The organism is Flavobacterium procerum (assembly GCF_042431625.1).
Classification (GTDB): domain Bacteria; phylum Bacteroidota; class Bacteroidia; order Flavobacteriales; family Flavobacteriaceae; genus Flavobacterium; species Flavobacterium procerum.
In genome coordinates this window covers 247,833-272,252 of the sequence record NZ_JBHLYW010000022.1, presented here as the reverse complement: position 1 = coordinate 272,252, position 24,420 = coordinate 247,833, and the positions used below count along the sequence as shown (strand labels likewise).

Genomic DNA, 24,420 nt, shown 5'->3' with positions numbered 1-24,420 from the left:
GTTATGCTAAAATGAAGTTGGAATCTTCAGCGAAAAAATCCTCACACCTTTTTTTTGTCATTCGATAGCCGCGGTCTCCGAAATAATAGTATTTTAAGCAATCTATCATAGTACTAGAGCCTCGCTTATCATATTCTTTAATCGATCTGGCACGAGTTAAATCTATATTTTGGGATCTTGATGCAGGGCTCCCACCTTTATGTAAAGGTGTAGATTTGTTTACCACCTCGAAATGGCCGAATTTACCGGTCGGAGGGTGAATAAGGTATTCCACTTCGTATTCTTCATGATTTTCCTTAGGAATTTTAATGTTTTTTATCCTTTCATAAATGTATTGAGCTTCCTGTTTAAGGGGGGGCGTTTTAAAAATATTTTTTTCATAAGACCAAATGAAATAATCTAAATCAGAGAATACAATCTGAGGTAGTGTTTTGCCTGTGTACTTTCCAATATTTGATGAAGTAAATACCATAACAATTTATCAATTTAGAATTTAATTTGTGAATATCATTAGTAAACGAAAATTAATCAACAGGTTTGGATTTCTAACTAGCTTTTATTTTGTTTGTTATGAGCGTGTTGGCGAATCTAGAAAAGTTGCTGTTTCATTTGCAACATATTCTACTTTAAATATACTTTTTATAAATTAATTACAAAAACTTTTTCATCATTATGTCCCTCTGCCGACCGTTACCTAATCTAAAAATATATCCGTAAAATTTTATAAAATCTAAATACTTTCTCAAATTGTGTTCTGTAATCCCTGATAAAAAGGTTTTGATTTAGAGAAATATTTCTTTGCAGTTCAAGCTCTCTCAAACTTGAAGGCCTATTTTTTTTTAGGAATTTTAAAATATGCAATTATGCACTTGCAAACTTTTCTAATTCAGAAATTTCTGCAGAAACGCTATCTAAAATTATCTTCTTTTTTTGTTCAAAATCACTCGAACTTATGAATGTTCTTCTTAAATAGATTCTTACCATTACGACATTCATATTCATGAACGAAAACTCTTTATTGACATTTTCCCATTTCGATTTAAAATCATATTTGCCGCTACTTTTTTGTGCTATCAAAATACATTTTAGATCCGAATCCTTAAAAGTCTTGTTTTGATAAATATCTGTTGTTGCATATATCTTGTTGGGAACAAGTTGAGTTAGTTTTTCATTAATAGTTTCCTTTAAACTTTTTATTTCATCAAAGTCACCGAACTTATCCTTGCTGAGTATGATTTTTACTTGATAGACCCTTTTGAATAGTTTTCTCTTCAATAAATCTTCTAAAACTTCTTTTTCGACTTCTTCTACGCTTACCTCTTTTTTAACAGTGTAATTTAAAAAAACTTCATCACTGTTTTTAATATAAAAATCCATTAAATACTGTATTGTTTCCTTTTTATCCAAGAGTTTTGTCCCCTTTTTTTTGCTTGAGTTACTTGCGTAGGCCAGCATTGAATTGGCTGATCTATTTGTCTTATGAAAATACACCTGGTTGTATAAATGAGATCTAGATTGGATAAATCTCAGCATTGAGTCCAATCCACTTTCTTTATAAGCTAAACATACATTTTTATCAGAATCGATAGTTGCCATGAAGGAGGAGAAAATCCTATTGATATCATAAATTCCGTAGGTTACTCCTGAAAAATAACTATCCCTTAAAAGATAATCCATTCTATCAGCATCAATTGGAAAAGATGTGATTATCCGGGAAAAGAAAGAAGTATAATTATTATCTTTTGAATCTGTAAGCTCTAGTAGATTTTCAAAATCAGGCTCGATCAGTTTTACTATCCTTTCAGCCTTTAAATTCTCAATGATGACCTTAGCTGACGGGGAAAATTTATTTACATCATTTATGTTTTCATTTTTTAATTCGTCAATCAAAATAAAGACAAATGCACATGATATAATTTCATGTTCCACTTTATTATTGTTGGCTACAATAAGCTTTTCAAATCCACTATAGTAGTTTTGAAGCACTGAAGAGTGATTTACAATCTTTAAAAAAGCATCCTTACTTATTGCAAATTCATCGAAAAGATGGGATAAAGGGCCATGGCCGATATCGTGAAGAAGTGCAGCCAGCCTTAGTTCTTGATAATAGATTTCTTCCCGTTCCTGTAAATTATTTAGATTAAAAAAACTAGTTTCACCTTTTATAGAATATTTTTCTTTTTTCTTCTGTCCCGTAGCAAAATTTTCCTTACAGGAATCAAATATTTTTCCTGCTAAATGCATTACTCCTATAGAGTGTTCAAATCTTGTATGGTTTGCAGAAGGAAATACATAATACAAAAATGTGTTTTGTTTTACTCTTCTTAATCGCGTAAAAATAGGCTGTTTTATTACCCATTTTTCGATTTCCGATAATTTAATATCACCATGCAATGGATCAAGGATGCTTCCGTAGTAATTATCTCTGTAATTGTCAATCATAATATTCTATTTACTTATAAAACTAACTTATTCTAAAAAACTCTACCAATACTCTTTGCATCATTTTTTGGACTCTATCCAGTGTAAAAATATAAACTTTTTTAGGGATGAGAGAGGGGGTTTATACTTGATTTTATACTATAAAAAAGAGAATGCTAATTCTTATGCGAACCCAACACGGGTCTTAATTTTTTAGCCAATTCAATTTCAAGTACCCCAATCAGGGTCTTCATCTCTTCTTCGAGAACTATGTAGTTTAATTTTAGATTGCCATACAGCAGGGTGTCGTACCAATAGGTCAGCTGCAGGCTTCCAGTCTCGCCATTTACAGAATGACCCAAATGATTGACAAACCTGTAATGGAATTTATCTTTTACTTTACCAACATAAAGCGTACCACTGGATTCTCTTTGAATTTTCGGTATTTCCGCAATTTTTCTTTTTCCAGTATGTCCGCTAATGCTTTCTAGTGCCTGCTGCAATTTGTAATCATTCAATTTTTCCGTTTCGAAGCTGAACCAATATAAGACAGGTTTGTTTTTTGGCAGGCTGTTATATAGGCTTTTAAATTCCGTGCATTTTGAAAACGTCTGGGTCTGCCTGTAGTTTTCAGCAAGGTAAGTGCTATCTATATCGATCGATTTGACCTCCAGGCCATTTTTTTCGATAGCATCAAGATAAGTGCTCAATTTATTAATTTGGTCGCCAATGATCTCTTGTATGGTTTCTTTCATGCTTTTCTTTATGTATTGTTGCTGTATGCTGTTTCCAAAAAAGTATCTAATTTCCTAATGCTATTTTTAATTTTACCATTTTTCTTGAGTTTCATTTGTAGCTTGTACTATATCCATAAGATGCCTTTTAGAGGGTCTTGTCAAAATTTGAGTAAATCCAAAACCCATTGTACCTTGAATGGACCTTGTCCAGCCTCTTACGAAAATGTCTTCAATTCCATCATCATTGAAATCCGCTCTAAATTGTTCCAATAATGAGGTTTCAAAGCCTTTTATTTTGGACTTTAAATTGCAAGTGTCAGAAGATGTTTAAATAATTCATTTAATTTATAATACTTCCTGCCTTTAAATAATATGAAAGCTATTTTGACTGTTTTGTAAGTTTATAGTGCTCTTTTAACTTAAAAATTCTCTCCAGTAAACTGGCAGCAGATTGGAGCGAAAGTGTCTTGATGATAAATATCCAAGGTAGCTGAAATGGCCGGCAAAGATCGAAAAGTCTTTTTCTTCCCATAATAATGTCTTTTCTTCCAGCATCTCCTCTCGGTATTTTTCAAAATCATCATATAGTTCAATGGAACACTTAGCATGTCCGCTTTTTCGGCTCATATTGTCTGTGAATAGAAAATCTTCTGAAGTGGATTCGGGAAACCAGATCTGCAGATTAATATTTGGATAATTTTCAGTTATTAGTTTTTTTACCAATTCATAAAGTTCAGGCTCTTTTAATATTACTGACCATTCCGCCAGCAGGGGAAGAAGCATTGACGAATTCGCTTCGGATCTGCTATTTCCCAAATGAATGTCTGCCAGTTCTTCGTAATCGGTCCTAAACAATGGAACAAATCCTTTCAGCCTGTAGCTGTCATTAAGTCCAATAACCAGAGTGGTTATCCAATTTTTTGCAAATTCCAGTTCATTTGCCTTTCCAAGGAGTATCAAAGCTAAAGAGATCTCTATCAGATGTTCGTCATATTCCGGGTATTTTGCAGGCGGATTATTAGCAATTAAAGATTTCAATCCTATTGCATATTCATTCACATTTGACTGGCAAACTTTGGCATAGTCTGTATTTTTGATGATCGCATGCATACGTGCTTCCGTAATTTCCGTTAAAGCAATCGTGCAGAGTATGCCAATCTGTTCCCAAACGGTCAATGAATATTCGAGCTGATTCCTGGAGTATCTGAACAGGGAATGTTTGACATACAAATGTTCCCTGGTCTTAATAAAATACTCGCGTCCGATATTTATTTTTATGGTGTGGATGTTATAAAATTCATCCAAAACATAATCATTTTCCAATAGATCATTTTTACGGATCCAATTCCAGCTCAACAATAAAGTCCTCTCGGAAGCGATAACCGCCTGTTTTAAATTTCCGGCATCTTTTGACCATTTAAAGACCATGCTGAAGCATACCCGTGCAATTCTCAGAACCTTAAGAACATTTTTTTTCTTATCGGCCTTGCTTTCAAACAGTTTTTCCAGTAAGGTGTAGTAATGATGGCAATCATAGTCTGCCAAATCGATGAAGGCAAGAGTCTTGCGCAGCAGTATCTTGAATTCGCTTGGGAAAAGTTGCTCGGCTAGCAGCTGTCCGTCAATATGCGATGCTATAGTATCAATGCCCCAAAAATCAAATTCAATTTTATCTGGCTGCGCGTACTCATCAATATAGCTGTTCCAGTTTAATTGAACCGTCTGTTCCAGTACTCCGTTGGTGGCTACGATAATTTTTTTCGGCAGTGCCCTTTGGCCTTTAGTCAGTATTTTGGGAATGTATACGTCAAGGACCTCATTTAAGGTCTGCCTTATGGAATTCGGGTTGCTGTCCCAAACGTTTCTTGTAATATTGCCTTGTTTGACGGCAAATAAAAATACTTTTTTGATTCCATCGCTATCTAAGCCCATAGCAGAAATATCGACCCCGTACTGCCTTCCCTTCTGCGGTTTGGAAATGGGAACGATATTCATGCTGAAAAGCAGGTCAGATAGCAATGAATCCAATTCCCCGTCTTCCTTCAGAAGTTCCAAATATTCTTTTAGAATGAATTTCATATTTCCCTTTTATAATTTCTGTAAATAGTCCTGATTTTTTCCTGGCCGATTGCATCTATATATTCCCCTCTCGGAAATTCTGCATTGTATTGGAATTTTGCCATTTCTGTTTTTCCCGTGTATTGTCCCCGATATTTTGAAAACATTCCTTTTCCGGTCCTAAGCTGTATGGTTGTGCACATGCTTAGGAAAGAGTTTTTGCCTTCGGAAACAGACTTATGTTTGCTTTGGAATTCCTTCTGGTATAAACTGTTATATAGCTTAAGCCTTTTTTCGGACGGATTGAATTCATTTATAAAATCCAGCTGATTTATTTTTTCAAAATAGTTTTTATTGGGTTCTATAATCTCATCTATTGCCTTCTGTACTTTCTTGGAAGAGCTTTTTCTTTCTTCCTCAAGATATTCTACAGTGGAGGGATAGTTGAATAGCACATAGTCGTTGAAAATATGCTTTATAAAAGCAACACATTGATCATCATCTATTCTAGCTTTCAGAATGGAGAAAACCGATGAGCGTATCAGTTCTTTAAAGTATAGGTAACCGACAATTTTCATGACGATAAATTGAATGTCCAGACAACTCAGCTGTGCAAGATAACTTTCGTCCAATTCCATATTTTCAAATTGGTAGTGCGGCAGTTCCATCAGCATTTTGCTGACAGCAGCATGCAATGCCGTTTCATTGCTGTTTAGCCACATGGTAATCATCTTTCGGAAATAGGCCTCATTTTCTTCGTGTAGCTGTTCGATGGTATCGTTAAAACTGATGATCTGCGCATCCCGGCCGCTATCAGCCAGCAGCCATTCTCTCAGGAATTTTTCAATAGCCTCAGGATTGGCCGCAATAAGTTTCGGAAGAACAGAATAGTTTAACTGGTTTATAACTGCATGCTGAGCAGGGGGAACTGATATGAGATTGGATAGGATATCTGCAAATAGGCCCGATTCCGTCTGGTAGTCCAATTCGTAGCTGAGAAGCCGCGTTATCTCAAATCTAACATCCTCTGACTCTGATTTTGACAATAAAATGAAATAGTCCCTTGCCTCAGGTATTATGTCGATAAGTTTCCCCAAGGCCATAACAATATGCAAATGGATTGGCGCTTTATTACTTTCAATATCTGATTTGACCAGACTGATGATGAAGTTCCTAAAATTGCCGCTTTGCTTTATCTCGTCTTTTGTAAGGGTGGACAGAAAAGCATATCCCTGGCTTTTTAGAGGCTGTGAATCGTTCTTTAATAGAAATTCCGTTTCCCCGAATTTATCGAACGCTATCCCTGACCTGCTTATTCCGGTTAAAGCTGACGGAATCAACTTCTGCAATTGCGGATTTTCATGAATCTTAAGCTTGCTGTAAAATTCCAAACCTTTATCTGGCAGAAATTCACAAAGTCTGTTTACCGCATCAAAGATTTGGTAGGACATGGCATTTTTTTCAATTTGTCTAAATATGTCTGGCAGGAGGACTATAAAATGATCCACATCAATATCTTCCTGATGCAGATTACTGCATAACGATCTGTATTCATTCCAAAACCCATTTGTGTTTAATGAGTTTTCCAGACTGGATAATATTTTACTCATAATTTCCTCGTGCTGAATTTAAGGTTTAATGCATTTTGATAAAAATGGTTTTCGATGATAGTTTAGACAGTAAGCTATCACTCGGTATTCGGTTTTTTTAGCCTAGTCGTCTAGCGGCTTATATTCATAATCCCAATCATCAAAATCATCTACGTTTATTTTAAGTAGGGTAGGCCTAAACGAATTCTCGTTTAAATAGTGGTAAAACAGTTTCATAAAAGCGGAATTGCTTTTGATTTTGTCTAACTCAATAATGTTGATGGCTGGTTTGGTCATACGTGCGATAAATGGCAAAACGGTGCTTAATGAGCTTAAATTGTCATAATCAAGATTTTCAAATTGCAATGCTCTGATATTGTAGGATTGCGTCTGGCCGTCGATTTCAAATTCATATGCATTCAGGTCCTCAGAACCTAGAAGCTCCATGCGAAATTTTGTGTTTCTGAAATTAAGATCGTTTTCATATTTCTCAATGCGTTCCCAAAATTTGGGTGAATTATTTTGAAGTTCTTTGACCAGGCGACTGCATTTAGAAAGAAAAACTACCTCGCCTGAAATGATTTGAAAACCCGGTCCCTCGGATCCGTCAGAAAATTGGGTATAAGTCTTTGAAAAATAAATCAGACTGCTGAACTTCTTATAAACTGTTTCTTTGAATGTCTCATATAAAGCTATCTTCAACATGGTTTGGATCAGCAATTTCTGAAGATCGTCGGGTAATATTGGAAATAGAACTTCACAGTGCGGTATATTGCGAAACTGTTTTTTAACTGGAAGATTTACAATATTATTTTTCAAGATCATTTTCTCCAGTTTTTCGATTTTTTCAAACAATTGGATATCTCTTTTTTTTGCCGGCTGCAAATGGGGGAAATACCTGTTCCTTACTGAAGGGCAGTACGGCAGCTGATTTTGAATGTCATCCCATGAAAATAATGTCACGTTTATTCCATCAGTTAAGCTGGCATTAATGCATGCCTGCTGCAATGTTATATCTTTTTTCAAGGTTGTTGCAAAAAACAGCTGTTCAATTGGAAATGGAAAATCCTTTATTTGTTCTAAAGTTTCCGCAAGTTCATTTAAGAGATCATTTACAACGGTCTTTTTATTTCGGTTGATATCTTTTTTTTTGGCCTGGATTCCGATCTTAAGCTTTGGGCTATAAATATCTATGCCATCCTGTTTATTGCCTTTTGAGCCATACTCCTCAAAAGTTTCTGTCGAATAGACTGCGTTAAACAGATCTTTAAGGAATGTTTGGAAGCCGATTTCGTCTCCTATAGGTTCGTATTGAAATTTCATTTTTGCTTTTTTAGTGTTATGGCCTCACATGTTTTCTGAAAGACCGGACAATCTCAAATATTCCTATGCTGACAAATATTCTGGAAAGGAAATCAAACAGCGCTGTCCATTTGCCCAGAGCACTTACTTCAGACATAAAATCAATCCTGTGCAGCGGATTGATAAACTGGGGAAAGAAAGGAAGCAATTCTTTGCAGAAATAGCCCAAGCCATTTAGGCTTGCATCCGCAACTGTCTCTTTAAGGCTAGCTGTAAAAAAAATAAAAAATAGGAAAGCAATGCCTGTGGTTGCCATACAAGCCCTTATCCAATCAGTACCATGGCCGCTGTAAAGCTGCGATACCGCAATTGCAGCACGCGATCCGATGTCGCCATCATTTACTTTTGATGAGTGCTTTAGATACTTAGAAAGATAATTCTGCGCGATTTTATAATAATATGCCTTATCCTTGCTGTTGTTCTGGCGTACTGCGGCCGCATACAAATCATTGTAGACGTTGTAATAATTCAGGTAATCGCCCTTCGCCTTAACATCAGGCATTTTTGCATGAAGGAGCTTGACGGCCGAAAGGTCAGAATTTATGATTTCAATCTGGTACTGGTCAAATAGTATGGATTTAAGCTCCAATATTCCAGGCGATGAGTTAAGTATTTGGAACTTTGTCTCAAATGTATCCAAATAAATAAGAAAGTCGGTGCAGTCACGCCTTTCCATAAATTTACGGAAACCGTATAGAGGAAAATTGCCGGTAAGCAGCTGCAAGGCTCCCATTTGAAAAGCCATCTGAGAAATGAACTGCAGCTCGCGCGCATCAGGCTGGGGGGAATTTCGGTATGCCTCAATGTGTGGAGACAGCGAGTTTTCCTTAAAACCTTGGACTCCGACAGGCATTATATTTGAAAAGTATATTTTGCCGCTATTGTTCAATTCGTAGATCGCTATCTTTTTATTTTTGATTCGGGTAAAATCTAATCTGGACGTTAGGTTCAGGTATCCCGTCAAATTGATAATGTTGATGCTGCAGCTTTTGGCAAACGTGGTTATTCCGGATTGTGAAATAACGGACAGCGTATGAATAAGAAGAAACATGCCAGTAAAAGAAAAACTTGTTTTTTCGTTTATGGGCTTAATGTCGAGAAGCCTTATCTGGCCGCCTTCAATCATAATTCCATTAATGGCTTCGATTCTATGGAAAATAAGATAATCTATAACGCAGTATTGAATAATATAGGCTTTTTCAAACTGGCAGTTTTCCAAGTTGAAATTGCGGGATTTTATGAAAATGATCCTAAAGTCTTTTGCGAAAGTGCATTGCTTGAATTCAACGGAATCTTCGAAACTCGTTCGGTCTATAATGATATCTTCAAATGTGCAATTTAGGAATGTGACGGTTTCCTTTACATTTATATCAAGTATAATTAAAGTGCCTGTTATGTTTTTATGGGCGATCAGCTTTGTCCCATAGACGGTCGTCGAGGAAATTTTCTTCGTATCACTGAGTAATTCTATAATTTCTAAAGCACTAATATTTTCCATTGGCCCCATCTGCTTGTTCTTTTTAAACATTCATTTTGAAACTTATCATAACTTTAATTAATATTTCAAGGCAATTATTTACGATTTTAAAATCACAAAAACTTAATTGAAAAGCTGATTCTTAAATTCTTTTGCAAAGTTTGCGCTGAAAAATATTAACGACTTATTTTCCGTATATAACTTGCTTAATCATTTCAGTTTATCATACCACAATTTATGATCTGATGCCGGTACAGCCATTTTTAAAAGAATCTGCGGTCTTGACAAGCCTACATAAACGATTCTAAGCTCCTCAAGATCTTTTGGCTTTAAAATCTTTGGATTCGATTTTATGATAGTGTCATAATTTTTGCCAGCCCTTTTTGCTAACAGCAGCAAAACAGCTTGAAAAGTTTTGCCTTTCACTGAGTGTACGGTGCCAAAATAGAATGGATAAAGCTGATCGCTATTTAAATCTTCACCAAAATAATCGTCAATATTTACATTTCCAAATTGTGCTTCAATTTCAAATTCAATATTAATTGAAGACTTTTTCAACGCATCATTCGCTTCTTTAATCCATAAAGCTATCGTTTTATCCTTTGTTTCTGGAAGAGCGTTTATAAATTTAAAAACTTCATTCCTATGATTTTTAATGCCTGCCACTGAAATTACATCTGCTAAAAACTGCGAGCTGCAGTAGAAGCGGTTATCATGGGGACGATTAAGTGCCTCGAAATACCCTTTTTCCATCAGTTTATATCCTTTGCTGAATGAGGCGTTTTCGTACATATGTTTTCCTTTAAGTATGTTTTTCACATGATAGTGGTTCATAACCCAAGGCAATGTTGCAAAATCATGAATATCCGAAGTAAGACCCAGATATTTTGAACTTGCAGTTCCTCTGTACAGAACGGCCGTATTTTCTTTGTCAATCGAGATATTATTTGCCTCACATTCCCGAAGGAAGTTTTTTAAAATTTCCTTGAAACTTTCCGCGCTTTCCTGAAAAGTAATAATTGTTTTGTCTTTTGCTGTTTTTTTCTTTGGCAAAATATAACTTTCAATGGATGGTTCCAGCACAGAATCTTTGACTTTATCATTTACCGCTTTTATATCTTCGAAAGTAGATAGATTCTTTATGAAATTGCAGATCAGCTGCGAGCTTCTGCGGTTTTCATCCAAAAGTATTTTATCCCATAAGGAATATTTCAAATCAAATAATTCGGGATGGGCATGGTTCCACTCAAATATGGACTGGTCGCAATCTCCGACAAGCATAATATTTCCAGCTCCATTTTGATTTAGCAAATCAATGATTTTCATCTGAACATCATTTGTATCCTGACATTCGTCAATAAGAAAGTGTGAAAATTTTTCAGCAAGATTCTGCGCAATTGCGGGATATTTTTGAAGCACCTTTAGGGAAATATAATTGGCATCAGATTGGTTGGCATACCCTTTTTTGAATAATGCATTTTTAGACCTGATAATCCCCAAGATGTTTCCGTTTACATTTCCATCCTTTCTGAAATAGCTCCAGATAAAATTAAACGCCTGATGGGGAGCAATCGGAGTAAGCAGATCGTTGGAGTCAAAAGTGGTCTTGTCAAAATATTGGTCATAATCTCTTTCACCCCTTCTGACACTCCACGCGCCATGAGGTTCGCCAACTAGTTCCGGCCTTGAGTCACAGCCCATAATGAGATGCCCGAATGGCAGAAATATAAAGGTATTTATAAAACTGTCAATTGTACCAAGAAAATGCGGATGTTTTAATGGCACTGGGGTAAAAAAGACCTTAGACAGCTTGTCTTCAATTTCCTGACAGGCAATGTTGGTGAAAGATATGATGCAGAGTCCTCTTTTGTCTTTGCCATTTTCCTTAAGGAGCCGCGATATGCGCGCTGCAATTGAAAATGTTTTTCCGCTTCCTGGGCACGCTTTTACTACTACAGTTCCTTTACCATAATTTAATATCTTTTTCTGCCCTTCAGATAAATTGCTGTACATAATTAAATTTTTTGGTCAATTACCCATCTAACGGCATTTTGGAGATAATTGGGAACGGAAAAATTCTTGCGAGTTGCTGGATCTTCATCTAAGGTGTATGAAAGATTTTCGGCAAGCTCAGATTTATCCTTATTGGATTTAAGCTTTTTAAGAATATCGGCAGCCAACAAAAATTTATCGGATTTTGCATCAACATAATTTGCAGAATGCATGCCATTATAAATAGCAGCAATAAGCGAAGCATTAAAATCAGACTCGGTTATAAGTTCATATTCAAAAGTGTGTTCCGCCAGTTCCACATGAAGGTTTTTGCCAGCCAGTTTTTGGGCTTTTAATGCCCGGTCAGAGAATTTGTTGAATTTAGTGGATAGAACACTTTTTATAAAGGCTTCTTTAGACTCATAACCTGCAATTTTTAAGGAGTCAGCGGGATTATAATTCAAAACTCTATTATTTTGATCGACCAAATTTAGAGTTTTCAGCTCATTTAAAATTGTTTGAGCCTGTGCCTTTGCAATAGTTTCAGCTTTGCTAATGAAATCTCCTGCTTTTATGATGCTTCTGTCATCGTCAGTTATGATAGCGCAGTAAGTGGCCAATCTCTCAATTTCTTTTGTGCTGTTGAAAAGATTTGCAAAAGGTTCAAATGCAACGCCGTTAATGTTGACAATTTCAATACCGTTTTTGTCCAAATCATAATCCGGTCCCATCATTGACGCAAAAACAGGAAGCAGCAACGCTTCAGAGATTCCTTCGACCAAAATGCAGCCGCTCGCGAAGAAGAGCTGTGATTTGGTTACGTCCAAAAATTTTCTCAGGTACGCCTTATTTGGTTTGGTGAGTTTGGAGTTTTTCGTGCTGAAGAACTCAGTATTATTGGATGTGTTTTTTTGGAGGATCAGTAGATTGTCTAGATCTGATTTAGCTGCTATTGTTGGGGAGTGTGAAGTAATAAATATCTGCACTCCGAGATCTTGAAGCGTATTCAGATAATTGAAAAATGTATTTTGCCTTTGCGGATGCAGATGCGCTTCAGGTTCTTCAATAAGGAGGGCGTAATAATGTTCAATTTTTTGATCTCTACGGCTCTTAAGATCACCCAATACGGCAGAAGCCAGAATGATATTATTGTCTCCCAAACCATTTTGGCTGATATCAAAGTATTTCTGAAGATGGATATCCTTTCCAAGTACCGTATCCGAATATACAGGTTTGCGGGTAAGAAATCCCTTTACTATGTTATCATATTTGTACTCTAATAGTTTTAAATGTATTTTCGAACTTTTCTTCTTGATATCGGCTTTGTCCAAATGCTCATTTATAAACTGCTGCCCGGTGTTTATCAACCCTGTCCAGTCATCGTTTTTAAGTACGCTCTCAAGTGCCTGCGAAAGCTCGTTCTTTTTAACTTCGGTTAGCGGAATTTTTTTTGTACCGGCGGGATCAGGTTTATCATAAGAGGTCAAATCTCTGAAAAGCGATGTTACCTTGTTGTTGGCCGCGTAAGGGCGTAACTCCTGTTCCGCATTTCTTAGGGGCTCGAGATAAGAATAATAGATCTGCTGGAGTTCAGACATTTCAACGGTTGCATTGTCGCCGCCAACAACTTTCCATTTCAGTTTATTGTTCCCTAAAGCATCTTTTTCGATTTCGTATCGAAAATGGATTCTTAACTTAATGTCGCTTGCATTTTTAGGATTTTGCCATAGCAGCGAATGAAATAAAATTCTGTCCTGGGCATCTTCAATTTTAAAATCCATTAAAAACTCGATCGGTTCCAGGACATCAGAAATAATTTTTTTATTGATATAGAAATCCTCGGGGTTTTTTATGCCAATGTCTCTCCATTGCCTGCCCAAGCTTAAACAAATCCGAACAGCATCCATTACAGTGCTCTTGCCTGCATTATTTTCCCCAATAATAATATTTATTCCTTTATTAAATTCAAGATCCAAATGTTCAATAGACCTGAATTTTGTGATTGATAGTCTTTCAATATACATGGTTAGGTGGTTAGTTTTAGGCCTTAAATATATCGAATATTGTTTTTAAGTTGTTACGGTTTTCCGTAAAGTCAATTTTTAATCCACAGCATTCTACATTTTAGATTCTGCCTAGTTCATTATGTTTTTATAAATGATGACAATTAAAATTTGCAAGTAAGTGCTGTTTTCACTTGAAACAGATAAAAATGGTTGAAAGGATAGTGTCAGCCATCTTCTGCATGCGCATAACTGACTCCTTTATCCTTCCGGCATCCCTTCAGAATTTAACGAGATTTTCAAGATGTAAAATAATCAAGTAAATGCAGCATTTTAAATGATTGATCCTTTTTGCTATAGATGTTTTTCTTTTTTTCACATTTCCCTAAGAATTGGTGAGAATCTGACTTAATCTTTTAAAGCCAATCTTCAAACTCGGCATTGTTATAGTTATGGTAACTTTAGAACTATAGATTTAAAAATAGAATTAATGTTTGTTAAGCTTGACTAAGTTTAGCAAATAAAATCCATAAACAAAATGCTATTTTTTTAGAAAAATATGCTATTGATTTTAAAGGTGTTGTATATTTTTTTATAGTTTATGGCGTTTTATTTAATACAACTATTAATAAGCACATATATTAAAAGCATTCAACAGTAAATCAAATAAATACAATAAATTACTATGAAGGCAGCCTATTTATATGTTCGTGTAAGTACGGACGAACAAAAAAGAAAAGGTTATTCCCTGCCGGAGCAGGAGGACAGGTTGTTGAAATATTGCAAATATTATGATATCGAGGTTAAAGGAATTTATCGCGAAGATTATTCAGCCAAGAATTTCAATAGACCGGAATGGAACCGATTGTTTTCAGAAATCAAAAAGAAATCCTCAGGAGAAGACAAAAATATATTATTTATCAAATGGGATCGATTCAGCCGTAATGTTGAGTATGCCTACGAAATGATAGGGAAGCTCCGGAAATACAAAGCAACTGCAAAGGCTATTGATCAGCCAATTGATTTCTCTGTGCCAGAAAGCACAGTAATGCTGGCTGTATATTTGGCTGTTCCGGAAGCAGAAAATGCCAGAAGGGCTCAAAATACGTCAAATGGTATTCGTCGAGCGAAGCTGATGGGACGACATCCCAGTAAGGCACCATTAGGATTTATCAATTTGACAATGATGGATGGTAAAAAAGGTATTGCTCCTAAAGAGCCTGAAGCTGAAATTATAAAATGGGCTTTTTATCAAGTTGCGAGGAACGATCACAAAATATCCACAATCATTAAAATAGTCAATGATAAAGGATTAGTATGCTCAAGATCACACTTTTTCAGGATTTTACATAATCCTGTCTATTGCGGGCTTATACCGGTAACACTTGACTCTGGTAATGAGGGAGTGGTAAAAGCATTACACGAGCCATTGATATCCGAGTCATTGTTTAATCAGGTTCAGTCTGTTATTAATACAAGAAGAAGAATTACTGCCAAGAAAGATGATTTACAATCATTATTTTTTCTTAGAAGCTTTTTAATATGCCCTGTTTGTAATCGAAAACTTTGCGGAAGTGTTTCAAAAGGCAGATCAAAAAACTATCCATATTATCATTGTCATAATGGATGTAGAACAAGAATAAATGCATTATTCCTTAATGACTGCTATTATAACAAGCTTCGAGAATTAATGCTCTCAAAGAATGCAGTTGAATTATTTAAAAAAGTTTTGGAAGACCAGAATATAAAAACACAAAAAGCAAGTTATTTATGCACCCAAAAGGTATTGGAGAGGAAAATAAATGAGGAGGAGCTGACCCTTTCTCGAGGCAGAAAATTATTTATAACTGGAATATTAAAAATTGATGACTACAACCAATTAAGAAAAGAGAATCAAGTCAGCACTAAAAATCTTAAAAAGGAAGTGCATGATATTGCCGTTAAATTAAAAGGGATTGATAGAAAAAATCAAATAGAAGAAAAAGCATTAGTTGAAATCTTTCAAAGATTTTCTGAATTTGAGGCTTCAGATAAAAGACATCTTGTAAACCTTATTCCACCGACGGAAATTAATTTTAAAACAGGAGATCTATCTTTAGGCTTAAATCAAGCATTTTTAAAAATATTATCAAAAAAGAGAAACCGAAAAAACAATAGAAAAAATGAATTTCATTGAGAAGAATGTTTCAGTAGAGAAAGCCGTTATTATTCTTTCCAAAAACGGCATTCAGGTAGATGAGAAGGAAGCTAAAATTATTTTGGAATTACTGTATTTAGTATCAAAAAATTACGACAAACCAAAAGAGAAAAAAATCCTATATCCTTAACGGGATTTCGAACCATCGTTCAGCTTCGATTAAATCTCTGATAGCGCCACTTTAAGACTGTTTATTTCAAACAGACTAAGAATTTCCTGTGAAAAATTCGAACCACAAATATTAGGCTGTGAAGGCTTGAAAAATCTATATGTTTGAGCATAAAAAAAGAGACAACTATTAACTAGTTGTCTCTTTTAGTGACCTCGACTGGATTCAAACCAGTAACCTTCTGAGCCGTAATCAGATGCGCTATTCAGTTGCGCCACGAGGCCTTATTTGTTTTCAATTCAGCTATTTTTTGTAGCTTTGTTGATTGCTTATTGCGGGTGCAAAGATAGACATAAATGTGAGATAAACAAGGGAAAAATAACATAAAATTGAAAAAAAATGAAGATTGAAAATTATATACGTGATATTCAGGACTTTCCTAAAGAAGGAATTTTGTTTAAAGATATTACTCCTTTACTAAATAACCCTCAGGCAAGAACTGAATGCCTAAAAATTTTAGTTGATTCTCTAAAAGGACAACAAATCGACAAAGTGGTAGGAGCAGAGTCTCGAGGCTTTTTTTTCGGAATGTTACTGGCAAATGAACTTAATGCTGGATTTGTTCCTGTTCGAAAACCTAAAAAACTTCCTCACGAAACTATTTCTGCTTCATATGAATTAGAATACGGCATTGATACTTTAGAAATGCATAGAGACGCAATACAAAAAGGAGATCGTATATTGATTCACGATGATGTTTTAGCGACTGGCGGTACCGCAAAAGCAGTTTGTGATTTAGTAACTGAATTGGGAGGTGAAATTGTACAATGCAATTTTTTAATGGAGCTTTCTTTTCTAAACGGAAGAGATAAATTAGGAAAATTCCCTATTTTCGCGGCGTTAACTTACTAAATTAATTTATGAAATTTTTCTACGTTCCAGTTTTACTATTGCTTCTAGCTTCATGCAATCAGAAAGAAAAAAATGATAGTGCCGCAAATAGGGATTCAATAAAAATAAAACCAGCTTCAAAGCCCACTGTAGTGCAATCAAAATTTAAAAGTGCGCTTAAACCTGGTGAAGATTTAGAAATACATAAAATTTACAGCGATGTTGTAGAGTTTGTAGACTATAATACTGATTTTGATTATTATTTTATTGATGTAAAAAAGAACGGTGAATTAATAGGATTAAATACAAATAGCGATGATATTGCATTTAATAGAGGTGACATTTTGGAGGTTAAATGGAAGATCGACAGCATTTTTATTGCAGGTGATGGAGGAACACTTGAATTTACAGAATGGCTTGTAGATGCAAAAAAAATCAAAGATGGCAATGTGACCTTGTTTAAGAAAAAGCACCCAAAGCCAATTAAAATTTACGAAGGAGAGAACGATAGTTTATCTGATAGTTATAAAAGTTATATCTACACTATTATCGAATATTATCTAGCAAACACAGATAATGAAGTACTAAAGGAAAATTTAAAAGATCCAATCATCAATCTTATTTATTGGATTGAAGATGGAGAAAAAAATGGAAGAAGCTATACAGTTATCAAGATTTCAGATGATTTGGAAAATCATAGCAACATCATTCAATCGCTTTATTTTGATAATGAAAGCAGAAAGTTGTACGAATATGATTCTTCAAACGATAAGTTAATTGAATTCAAATAGGTTACACAAACACTATTTTATGCTTTATAGCGTATAAAACCAATCCGATACGGGTTTTTATTTCGAGTTTATCAAAAAGAGATTCTCTGTAACCATCAATAGTTTTGGGACTTAGACACATTTCAGAAGCGATTTCTTTATAGGTCATTTCGGTACAGGCATGTTTGATAAAAACAAGTTCTTTTTCCTTGAGACTGATTTTTTTGTTATCGCTGTTGACTTTGTTAATGAGCATTCCCGAAACGAGCTCCGTAAAATAGAAACCCTTTTCGACCACGCATTCAATAGCTTCCTTAAAAATTTCTGGCGAGGTGTCTTTCAAAAGATATCCTTTTGCTCCATTGGTAATCATTTTGATTATGATTTCTTCATCGTCATTTACAGATAATGCGATTACTTTTAGGTCAGGTCTGTTCTCTTTTAGCCATTTCATTGTACTTAAGCCATCAAGAACTGGCATATTTACATCAAGTAGAATAAGATCAATTGTCTCAGAATTATGATTCTCTAGATAGTTGATAAAGACTTTTCCGTTTTCGAAACGTTCAATAACTTGGTATTCGCCAAAACTTTTAATCAGTAACTCGAGAGACTGAGAAAAAAGCAGATGATCGTCTACGATTATGATTTTGCTTTTTGAATTAGTTTTCATCACATTGTGTTAAGGGATATTCTAATGTTACACTGGTTCCGGTTTGGTCTGATGCTAAAATGAGTCTGGCTCCAATCAATTTAGCTCTCAGTTTCATATTATTGAGTCCTAAACCAGAAGTTGAGTTTTCAAGATTATAGCCAATTCCGAAATCTTTTAAGGTTAATCTAAAATTTTTTGATGTTGTTTCAATATGAACATCAAATAAATCGCTTCTTGAATGTTTTAAGCTATTATGAAGCGCTTCCTGAAAAATACGATAAATAATGAGTTCGTGCTCTTCGTTTATGCTAGGTATTTCTCCAATTTGATTGAAATTGTATTTGATTTTTTTCAGTTTTTTAATTCGTTCCAGATCTTGTTGGATAGCTTCCAGAAAATTGTTCTGAAGTAAATTGTCTTTGTTGATAATTCGAGAAAGAATCCTTAGTTCGTCCAGAGATTTGGCTAAAACTCCTTTAAGATCTTTAAGTTCGTTTATCTCAACATTTTTATTGCTGATAGAAATATTGAGTTGCATAATGGCAACAGAAATTATCTGGCCAATATTGTCGTGTAGTTCTTTACTGATTTCAGAAAGAGTCTGATCCTTAATCTCAATCCGTGTTTTGATTAATTCGGATTGAAAATACAGTTCAGATTCCATTTTATCTACTAAATAACTGTTCTTTTTCTTCAAGAAATAAAAGAAAATAATCAGCAGAATAACCAGTAAAGTAAAAAAAACAATGCCTAAGGAAATAACTAGTAATTGTATTTCTTTTCGCTCCATACAAATCCAACTATAAAACAGCCGTGCATTAAAAAATTTAAAATGAACAATACCAGGCTAAATATTGATTCATCTTGTTTTATTAAAAACCAGTTAATAGCAAGCATGAAGGGAACAAATGGAACGTGAAAAACCAAAATTCCCAAGATATACCAAAAAAAGACTGATTTTTTAAAGTTCAAAATTTTGTCCGAATTAAAAATTTCTACCAAATATAAGCAGGATAAAATCATTATCAGCAAAACTCCAATTGCAAAACTGTAAGTAAAAGATTGATTGATGTCTTCCTTAAAATATAAAAGGTTTAAAAAGAACGAAACGATAAACAGGATTAAAAATAGTACGGCAGAGATTCTGTTGTTAATTTTCGTGAGTAAAGATCTTATCAGCAGCAGATAGGCAATAAAACTGGCAAACGTATAAAAATTATAAACATAATAATTTAGCAAACCTGTCCAGTAAGTAAAATAATAGCCTATTATTTCTATCAATACTGCAAACCAGATTAAAATTACTAAAAATTTAGCTTTATTACCAGGGAGTTTCGGTAACGAAAGTATTCCGATTACCCCTGATAATAAAGCCATATAAATAATGTAAGATCTTAAAAATTCGAACATAGTTTTTATTAGTATAATAAGCTTGGCGGTCTGCCGATATTTCCGTAATTCATTGGTTCAAGGCTTTGTATGTCTGCAGATGATTCCTCAACTTCTACAAAATTCTGAATCTTTGCAGTTTCATTTTTTTCAACTTTTTTGCCTGTGGGAACCAAAAATAAAGTTGTCAAACCTGCTTTTTCGCCGTGTTTTTCATCATCAGGATAAACGCCAAAGTAAAATCGGATTCCGTCAACTGAATAGCCTTCTTCTGCTCCTTGGGTTTTTACATAATGAATGTATTTTTCTAATTCTTCGATAGAATACCAGATGGCATTGGCATCTTCTTTTTGCTTTTTGTTTGCAGTAAGTGAAGCTCTTTTGTTGTTGTAATTCACATTTAACTGCTTTGCAAATTCTTTTGAGATTAATTGACTTGGTTTTGAGGGAGGATTTTTCATGGGTTTATTAATTTGTTTATGGGTTAATTAATTAGTTAACTGTTCCTTTTTATATTGATTGTGCCGACAAAACTATAGGAAACATAAAATAACAACAAGGGGAAAAATACCCTTTTTTGACTTGGGTAAATGTATTTAAAAAAATGTTTCGAAATAACCTTTTCTTATATTTTGTAATAAATTACTCTTATATCTATGATGTCATTAGAGAAAAATATTTCAATTTTAGTTGAGTTGAAAATACCGATTCCATTAGATGTCTTTTCACTTCATCAATTATCTAAAAAAATCAAAATCATGAGAACTGTAAAACTAGGAGCAAAGGGATCTGAAGTTTATTATTTGAATGAGCTTCTTCTAAAGCTGAAATACAATGCTTAATCCGCAACAGTTCGTGAATTCTGAGGCAAAAGACATTTTATTTAAAATTTGTATGAAAATTTTTTTTTTATCGGTACTGGAGAATATCTTCGTTTAGAAAAGGCTAGAAATCTTTCTCAGGACAAGAAAGTTGTAGATGTGGTAAATAGTTCGGCTTCTTGGGGATTGTTTCAAATAATGGGATTTAATGCAGTTTTTCTGTGATACAAAAGCATTGATGAGTTTGTGAAAAAAATGAATAAAAGTGAAGGCGAGTATTTAAAAGCTTCTTGAAAAGAATAATTTGATTGCTCTTTTGAGGAATAAAAACTGGGCTTCGTTCGCGCTTAAATATAACGGCCCTGCCTATAAAACCAATAAATATGATGAAAAATTAGCGCGTGCTTATGCAAAATATTTTAAATAAATGGCCTTAGCAAACTTGTAAAATTTCGATTTGAAATGAAACAAAAAAACCTGACAAAATCCGAAAATATTTGTCAGGCCTTATTATTTGTTTTGAAGTTTTATCTCAAACTTGCTCCAAGCTCTGTTTCAAAAGTCTGTTGCAATTTAGACATGATTTTGTCAATCTGAGAATCAGTCAATGTTTTGGTATTGTCTTGAATTGTAAAGCTTAAAGCGTATGATTTTTTCCCTTCCGGAAGTTTATCGCCTTGATACACATCGAATAAATTAATGTCTTTTAAAAGTGCCTTTTCAGTTTGCTTGGCAAGATTAAAGATTTTTTCGTAAGTAGTGCTTTCATCAATAAGCAACGCCAAATCTCGGCGTACTTCAGGATATTTCGGAATTTCTGTATACTTAATTTTTCCAGTAATGATTTTTAAAATCAAATCCCAGTTAAAATCAGCGAAGTAAACATCTTGTTTAATTCCGAAATGCTTTAAAATAGGTTTTTTAACAACACCCATTTCAACTAAAATGTCATTATTGTAAGTAATGGAAGTTCCTTCAGAAAAAATATCAGATTGAACAGGAGCGTTCGAAACTTTCTCGATTCCTAAACGATTTAAAACCGCTCTTACATATCCTTTTAATAAAAAGAAATCTGTTCCTTTTTGAGGATTTGTCCAGCTTTCTTTGTTTCTGTTTCCTGAAATAGATAACGTCAAGTGTTTGTGCTCTTCGTAGCCATTCAAGAATTTGTGATATGATTTTCCGAATTCAAATAATTTTAGATCTGAATTTTTTCTGTTGATGTTGTACGAAACAGCTTCTAAAGCAGAGAACAGCAAAGACTGACGCATAACAGCTAAATCACTGCTCAACGGATTTAGCATTGTTACATTGTGTTCCTCTTTTAAAACCGAAGATAATTTTGCATAAGCTCCTGTCGTCAAAGAGTTGGCCATCATTTCATGAAATCCTTGAGAGTTCAATTGTGAAGCGATTGCGTTTTGTACTTTATAATCTTCTGTTCTTGGAGAATTTGATACTGTAGCATTGAATTTTTTAGAAAACTCAATATTATTGTAGCCGTAAACTCTTAGAATTTCTTCAATAACGTCAATCTCGCGTTGTACATCAACACGGTAAGCTGGAATTGTTAATCCTAAACCAGTATCAGAAACGCTATTCACTTTAATATCTAAAGAAACCAATATTTTCTTGATGGTATCTTTTGGAATTTCCTGTCCAATGATTTTATAGACATGGCTGAAATTCAATAAAACAGAGAAATCTTCTACTTTTTTAGGATAAACTTCAACTACATCAGAAGTTACTTTTCCTCCAGCAACTTCCTGAATTAAAAGCGCTGCACGTTTTAAAGCGTATTCTGTTATAGTAGGATCGATTCCTCTTTCGAATCTGAAAGAAGCATCAGTATTTAATTGATGTCTTTTGGCTGTTTTACGAACGCTTACAGCATCAAAATAAGCACTTTCTAAGAAAATAGAAGTAGTTCCGTCTGAAACTCCTGATTTTTTTCCTCCAAAAACACCAGCAATACAAAGTGGTCCTTTTTCGTCGCAAATCATTAAATCTTCAGCATGTAAAGTTCTTTCAACATCGTCAAGAGTGACAAACTTAGTTCCTGCAGGCAATGTTTTTACAATTACTTTTCCGTTGATTTTTGCCGCATCAAATGCATGAAGTGGCTGTCCCAATTCGTGTAAAACATAATTGGTAACGTCAACAATATTATTTTTTGGTGTCAATCCAATAGCTTTTAAGCGATCTTGTAACCAAGCCGGCGAATCCTGAACTGTAATTCCAGAAATAGTAACACCACAGTATCTTGGCGCCAATGCTGGTTCTTCAACATTAACATCAATTTTCAAGGTACGCATATCTACTCTGAAATTGCTTACAGAAGGCGTAATCAATTCAACGTTTACGCCACGTTGTAACATTCCTGCTCTTAAATCACGGGCAGTACCATAGTGGCTCATTGCATCGGCACGGTTTGGTGTCAATCCGATTTCAAAAACCTCATCATTAGCAATCTGAAAAACTTCTGCAGCTGGAGTTCCAGGAACAAGATCTTCGGCTAGAACCATAATTCCGTCATGACTGTTTCCTAGACCTAATTCGTCTTCGGCACAAATCATTCCGTGGCTTTCTTGTCCTCTTATTTTTCCTTTTTTGATGGTAAATTCAGCTCCTTCTTTGTCATATAAAATGGTTCCAATCGTTGCAACTGGAACTTTTTGCCCAGCAGCTACATTCGCAGCGCCACATACAATTTGTACAGGCGCTTCTAAACCAATATTTACAGTTGTAACTTTTAATCTATCGGCATCAGGGTGTTTTTCGCAGGTAAGTACGTGTCCTACAACAACTCCTTCCAAACCGCCTTTAATCGATTGGTATTTTTCAACAACTTCTACTTCAAGGCCCAGATCAGTAAGTAATTCTGAAGTTTGCTCAGAAGTCCAATCTGTTTTAATGAATTGTTTTAACCAGTTGTAAGATATTTTCATTTGAGTTTTATTCTTTTTATGAGGATACAAATATAAGGATTGCGCTGCTGAGTAAGAAAAAATTAATTATTTTTTTAACAGCATCATCTCCGCGGCATTTATGAAATTAATACTAAAGTCTTTAGATTAATTCTTCAACGTATTTTTTGATGTTTTCTGATATCTTTTTTGTTGGAAGATCATTCTCATCATTTCCAAAAGGATCTTCGATTTCTTCTGCAATAAGCTCAAGACTCGCCAAAACATAAAATATAAATACAACGACTGGCGCTACAAAATAACCTAGACTTACAGAATAACCAAAAGGAAGCGTCATGGTATAAAAGAAAATAAACTTTTTGATAAAAGCGCTATAAGAGTAGGGAATAGGAGTGTTTTTAATTCGCTCGCAGGCTCCACAGATGTCGGTAAAAGCGACTAGCTCTTCATTTAAAGTGATAAGCTGGTCGCCAGTAATCTTCTTAGCATCGTAAAGATCATTAATCTTATGATACATAATTTTTTTCAGCTGATTTGGCTTGTGTTTATGAAGGTCAATTTCTAAATCGACATCATCAAAAAGTTGCTTGCTGGTATCTTCGTCTTTTAAATGAAGCTGCAGAATGTCTGCATACATCGGAATATATTTTCTAAAAAACTTGCGATCGTTTTCATCTTTTAAAATAACCGAAAGCTTTATAGCCAGATTACGGCTACTGTTCATAAGGCCACCCCATAACTTGCGTCCTTCCCACCAGCGGTCATAAGCTGTATTGGTTCTGAAAACAAGTAATAAAGAGATTACAAAACCCAACATTCCGTGCATAAGTGGAATGTTGTGTATGTAATGATTTTTTGTGATTTTAAAATAATGAATTTCGACATAACCAACCGTTGCGGCATAAATCCCGATTGCAAGCATAATCGGAAGCAGTTTTCTAACCGTGTCAGATTTATGAAAATGAAATATAAATGTAAACCAGTCTTTGGTATTGTACGAAATCATTTAAGTTTGTTTTGAA

21 protein-coding genes and 1 tRNA gene are annotated in these 24,420 nt (G+C 34.6%); 7 read left to right on the top strand and 15 right to left on the bottom strand.

Annotated features, from left to right (window positions below; all coding sequences use genetic code 11):
• Position 1: 1 nt before the first annotated feature.
• From ACFFLS_RS20760 to ACFFLS_RS20720, 9 genes are all read right to left on the bottom strand, one after another.
• Complete coding sequence (locus tag ACFFLS_RS20760; RefSeq protein WP_379687128.1) at positions 2–472, bottom strand: hypothetical protein; 471 nt, start codon at positions 470–472, stop codon at positions 2–4.
• A 389-nt stretch (positions 473–861) separates the two neighbouring features.
• Complete coding sequence (locus tag ACFFLS_RS20755) at positions 862–2,442, bottom strand: HD domain-containing protein (protein WP_379687127.1); 1,581 nt, start codon at positions 2,440–2,442, stop codon at positions 862–864.
• A gap of 155 nt (positions 2,443–2,597) precedes the next feature.
• A complete protein-coding gene (locus ACFFLS_RS20750) occupies positions 2,598–3,176 on the bottom strand; it encodes a hypothetical protein (RefSeq protein WP_379687125.1) in 579 nt (192 codons plus the stop codon).
• 396 nt (positions 3,177–3,572) lie between these two features.
• Entirely contained in the window at positions 3,573–5,237 is a 1,665-nt protein-coding gene (locus tag ACFFLS_RS20745; RefSeq protein ID WP_379687124.1) for a hypothetical protein, read from the bottom strand.
• Positions 5,234–6,826, bottom strand: a complete 1,593-nt coding sequence (locus ACFFLS_RS20740; RefSeq protein ID WP_379687123.1) for a hypothetical protein — start codon at positions 6,824–6,826, stop codon at positions 5,234–5,236. The genes ACFFLS_RS20745 and ACFFLS_RS20740 overlap by 4 nt, the downstream gene beginning before the upstream one ends.
• A gap of 102 nt (positions 6,827–6,928) precedes the next feature.
• Complete coding sequence (locus ACFFLS_RS20735; protein WP_379687122.1) at positions 6,929–8,128, bottom strand: hypothetical protein; 1,200 nt, start codon at positions 8,126–8,128, stop codon at positions 6,929–6,931.
• 16 nt (positions 8,129–8,144) lie between these two features.
• A complete protein-coding gene (locus ACFFLS_RS20730) occupies positions 8,145–9,695 on the bottom strand; it encodes a hypothetical protein (protein ID WP_379689632.1) in 1,551 nt (516 codons plus the stop codon).
• 159 nt (positions 9,696–9,854) lie between these two features.
• Entirely contained in the window at positions 9,855–11,657 is a 1,803-nt protein-coding gene (locus ACFFLS_RS20725) for a UvrD-helicase domain-containing protein (RefSeq protein WP_379687120.1), read from the bottom strand.
• 2 nt (positions 11,658–11,659) lie between these two features.
• The gene (locus ACFFLS_RS20720) at positions 11,660–13,660 is read right to left on the bottom strand and encodes an ATP-dependent nuclease (protein ID WP_379687119.1); all 2,001 of its coding nucleotides are present in this window, start codon (positions 13,658–13,660) and stop codon (positions 11,660–11,662) included.
• A 664-nt stretch (positions 13,661–14,324) separates the two neighbouring features.
• Between ACFFLS_RS20720 and ACFFLS_RS20715 the strand changes: the two genes are divergently transcribed.
• Positions 14,325–15,815, top strand: coding sequence for a recombinase family protein (locus ACFFLS_RS20715; protein WP_379687118.1), 1,491 nt, complete (start codon positions 14,325–14,327; stop codon positions 15,813–15,815).
• Positions 15,802–15,966 (top strand): hypothetical protein, encoded by a 165-nt coding sequence (locus tag ACFFLS_RS20710; RefSeq protein ID WP_025572058.1) that lies wholly within the window; start codon positions 15,802–15,804, stop codon positions 15,964–15,966. The genes ACFFLS_RS20715 and ACFFLS_RS20710 overlap by 14 nt, the downstream gene beginning before the upstream one ends.
• A 189-nt stretch (positions 15,967–16,155) precedes the next feature.
• Here the strand turns inward: ACFFLS_RS20710 and ACFFLS_RS20705 are convergent.
• A tRNA-Arg gene (locus ACFFLS_RS20705) sits at positions 16,156–16,229 on the bottom strand.
• 115 nt (positions 16,230–16,344) lie between these two features.
• On the opposite strand from ACFFLS_RS20705, the gene ACFFLS_RS20700 reads away from it, so the two are divergent.
• Complete coding sequence (locus ACFFLS_RS20700; protein WP_379687116.1) at positions 16,345–16,857, top strand: adenine phosphoribosyltransferase; 513 nt, start codon at positions 16,345–16,347, stop codon at positions 16,855–16,857.
• A gap of 8 nt (positions 16,858–16,865) precedes the next feature.
• Positions 16,866–17,627: a hypothetical protein gene (locus tag ACFFLS_RS20695; protein ID WP_379687114.1), complete on the top strand. Its 762-nt coding sequence runs from the start codon at positions 16,866–16,868 to the stop codon at positions 17,625–17,627.
• Between the two features lies 1 nt (position 17,628).
• Here the strand turns inward: ACFFLS_RS20695 and ACFFLS_RS20690 are convergent, their stop codons facing one another.
• The 3 genes from ACFFLS_RS20690 to ACFFLS_RS20680 form a co-directional block, all read right to left on the bottom strand.
• On the bottom strand, positions 17,629–18,279 hold the full coding sequence (locus ACFFLS_RS20690; protein WP_379687112.1) for a response regulator: 651 nt from the start codon (positions 18,277–18,279) through the stop codon (positions 17,629–17,631).
• Positions 18,269–19,051 (bottom strand): sensor histidine kinase, encoded by a 783-nt coding sequence (locus ACFFLS_RS20685; RefSeq protein WP_379687110.1) that lies wholly within the window; start codon positions 19,049–19,051, stop codon positions 18,269–18,271. Before ACFFLS_RS20685 ends, ACFFLS_RS20690 begins: the two co-directional genes overlap by 11 nt.
• 628 nt (positions 19,052–19,679) lie before the next feature.
• Positions 19,680–20,111 carry a hypothetical protein gene (locus tag ACFFLS_RS20680; RefSeq protein ID WP_379687108.1) on the bottom strand — a complete coding sequence of 144 codons (432 nt, stop codon included), beginning with the start codon at positions 20,109–20,111 and terminating at the stop codon, positions 19,680–19,682.
• Between the two features lie 195 nt (positions 20,112–20,306).
• Between ACFFLS_RS20680 and ACFFLS_RS20675 the strand changes: the two genes are divergently transcribed.
• From ACFFLS_RS20675 to ACFFLS_RS20665, 3 genes are all read left to right on the top strand, one after another.
• Positions 20,307–20,492 (top strand): hypothetical protein, encoded by a 186-nt coding sequence (locus ACFFLS_RS20675; RefSeq protein ID WP_379687106.1) that lies wholly within the window; start codon positions 20,307–20,309, stop codon positions 20,490–20,492.
• Positions 20,493–20,540: 48 nt separating this feature from the next.
• Positions 20,541–20,696 (top strand): N-acetylmuramidase domain-containing protein, encoded by a 156-nt coding sequence (locus ACFFLS_RS20670; protein WP_379687104.1) that lies wholly within the window; start codon positions 20,541–20,543, stop codon positions 20,694–20,696.
• Between the two features lie 79 nt (positions 20,697–20,775).
• On the top strand, positions 20,776–20,898 hold the full coding sequence (locus tag ACFFLS_RS20665; RefSeq protein ID WP_379687102.1) for an N-acetylmuramidase domain-containing protein: 123 nt from the start codon (positions 20,776–20,778) through the stop codon (positions 20,896–20,898).
• Between the two features lie 100 nt (positions 20,899–20,998).
• Here ACFFLS_RS20665 and pheT read toward each other — a convergent pair whose 3' ends face one another.
• The gene (pheT, locus tag ACFFLS_RS20660) at positions 20,999–23,419 is read right to left on the bottom strand and encodes a phenylalanine--tRNA ligase subunit beta (protein WP_379687101.1); all 2,421 of its coding nucleotides are present in this window, start codon (positions 23,417–23,419) and stop codon (positions 20,999–21,001) included.
• A gap of 121 nt (positions 23,420–23,540) precedes the next feature.
• Complete coding sequence (locus ACFFLS_RS20655; protein ID WP_379687100.1) at positions 23,541–24,404, bottom strand: bestrophin family protein; 864 nt, start codon at positions 24,402–24,404, stop codon at positions 23,541–23,543.
• Positions 24,405–24,420 lie beyond the last annotated feature (16 nt).